The sequence below is a fragment of the Acinetobacter sp. 1542444 genome, assembly GCF_000581835.1.
GTDB lineage: Bacteria > Pseudomonadota > Gammaproteobacteria > Pseudomonadales > Moraxellaceae > Acinetobacter > Acinetobacter pittii.
The window spans coordinates 1-2,047 of the sequence record NZ_JEYA01000017.1; the positions used below are offsets into that span (position 1 = coordinate 1).

Here is a 2,047-nt window from a genome sequence, read left to right on the forward strand (position 1 = left end):
TCAAACAGCTTTGTTAAACGAACTTGGTTCTAAAGTTGAAATCATTGTTGGAGAGAAGGACCCAATTGTTACTACAATAAGTCCTAATATTCCTGTACATATCATTGCTGGCGCAGGCCATAATCCGCACGTTACTCATGTAGAAGCGGTTTATGATTATCTCACACCAGTTCTAACCAAATACATCAGCACCACAGCACAGTTCAGTGATGTCTGATATTTCCAAAGTACAGGTTTATGTCTGCCCGGTTTCACGCGTGCCACAAAACCATCTCATATTGAGTCATTATCTCAGCTTTCTCAATGCGGCAGAAAAGTTGAGATATGATCAATATCATCCTCATGCTGCACGGATTTTCTTAATCTCTCGTGTCTTAACGAAGTCTGTTTTAGCAGATAAGTTGGGTATTTCACCCCATGAGGTCAACATTCAATTACAACCTAACGGCAAACCTTTTGTACAAGGCAATAAAGCTGTTTATTTCAATCTTAGTCATTCAGCAGACGTTATTGTTCTTGCGGTGACTGAAGAAGGGGAAATAGGAGTCGATGTTGAACGGGTGGACCGTGAGTTCGATTGGATGCGTGTCGATAGCGTGTTAGCGCCAAGTGAAATTGAATGGATTCAGGAAAATGAAAGGATTGATCCATCCACTGTATATCAACGGTTTTTTCAAATATGGACCTTAAAAGAATCCTATATTAAATGTACTGGCGAAGGAATGAATCGTCATTTAAAGAAGCTCAACTTTCATGTGTTAGCTGAACATATAGAGTTTCTCGATTCAACTCGTGATATTCAAAAGGCAGAAGAATATTATTTCCAAAGCTATGTCTATGATCATAACTTTATCTTTTCGATCTGTTTACAGCAGCTTCTTGCCCAAGAAAGATTTGATCTGGATTGTTTTCAATTGGTGCCATGTATATCTACGCATCGCATAACGCCAGTACCGTGCAAATATAACTAGATTAACTCGATACAATTAGTGGTTTAAAAATCTGAGTCTATTAATGAAACACTCGGGCTTGAGTCGAGCTATTCTCAAAATATGTTGTGAATCGATAGAACGTAAAATCATGGATCGATAAAAAGAAAAAAGCCCCAGTCTTTCGACTAGGGCCTTTTAAATTTGGAGCGGGAAACGAGACTCGAACTCGCGACCCCAACCTTGGCAAGGTTATGCTCTACCAACTGAGCTATTCCCGCATATATAAGCAGTTTTTACTAAAACTTTCTCAAAAAAAACCAATTTGGAGCGGGAAACGAGACTCGAACTCGCGACCCCAACCTTGGCAAGGTTATGCTCTACCAACTGAGCTATTCCCGCGTGCCGCTTATAATACATTAAGCAAAACAAGGGTCAACAACTTTATGCAAATAATTATGCTGATTGCATAAAATAAAAACAGAAATGAGCATTTAGCGGTATTTTTATTGTTAAGTTGCCGAATAAATAGACATTTTGTTTGAAGTCAAAGCATACAAGAGCAACTTTTGTTTGTGTGTAGACAAGGTATACTAGGTTCAAATATACGAATAATCGTAAAAGGAAAAGCTATGAGCCTTGAACAACAGTTGATTGAACGGTTACAAACACTTGCACCTAGCCATTTGGAAGTGATCAATGAGTCTGCCGGGCACGGTGGTTATTTTCCAGGTAAGGAATCTCATTTTAAAGTGATTATAGTGAGCGACGAATTTAATGGATTGCGTTTAGTTCAACGTCATCAAAAAGTATACGCGTTAGCTTCTGATTTGATGAATCCAGGTCAAATTCATGCTTTAGCGATTCATGCTTATTTGCCAAGTGAGTGGCAAGGTCAAGCACCTGCTAGCCCAGAATGTGCACATGCACCTAAAAGCTAAGGGTTAATTTCATGGATGCACATTTACTCACTAAAATTATTCATATGACTGCGGTAGCTGCTGCACTTATGGTCTTTGTTTTACGCGCTTCAACTCTGTTTATAGGTGTTCAAGGTGAACAACCCAATCCAGCAGGGCGTAAAGTATTAGTTGCCTTACAACATTTGTCATTTACCG

3 protein-coding genes, 2 tRNA genes and 1 pseudogene are annotated in these 2,047 nt (G+C 39.2%); 4 read left to right on the top strand and 2 right to left on the bottom strand.

Annotated features, from left to right (window positions below; genetic code table 11):
• Positions 1–217: alpha/beta fold hydrolase (locus tag J580_RS22655; protein ID WP_032006067.1), on the top strand; the 217-nt coding region annotated here is incomplete at its 5' end.
• Positions 210–971, top strand: coding sequence for a 4'-phosphopantetheinyl transferase family protein (locus J580_RS22660; RefSeq protein ID WP_032005636.1), 762 nt, complete (start codon positions 210–212; stop codon positions 969–971). The genes J580_RS22655 and J580_RS22660, both read left to right, overlap by 8 nt.
• 163 nt (positions 972–1,134) lie before the next feature.
• Here J580_RS22660 and J580_RS22665 read toward each other — a convergent pair.
• A tRNA-Gly gene (locus J580_RS22665) sits at positions 1,135–1,210 on the bottom strand.
• Between the two features lie 45 nt (positions 1,211–1,255).
• Positions 1,256–1,331 (bottom strand) — tRNA-Gly (locus tag J580_RS22670).
• A gap of 230 nt (positions 1,332–1,561) precedes the next feature.
• Between J580_RS22670 and J580_RS22675 the strand changes: the two genes are divergently transcribed.
• Positions 1,562–1,870 carry a BolA family protein gene (locus J580_RS22675; protein ID WP_002114074.1) on the top strand — a complete coding sequence of 103 codons (309 nt, stop codon included), beginning with the start codon at positions 1,562–1,564 and terminating at the stop codon, positions 1,868–1,870.
• Between the two features lie 11 nt (positions 1,871–1,881).
• A pseudogene (locus tag J580_RS0104540) lies at positions 1,882–2,047 on the top strand (invasion protein expression up-regulator SirB); the annotation flags it as partial.

Bases quoted from the DNA above. Each gene is read 5' to 3' on its own strand.
- J580_RS22660 (WP_032005636.1), top strand. From the start codon at position 210: ATGTCTGATATTTCCAAAGTACAGGTTTATGTCTGCCCGGTTTCACGC.
- J580_RS22675 (WP_002114074.1), top strand. From the start codon at position 1,562: ATGAGCCTTGAACAACAGTTGATTGAACGGTTACAAACACTTGCACCT.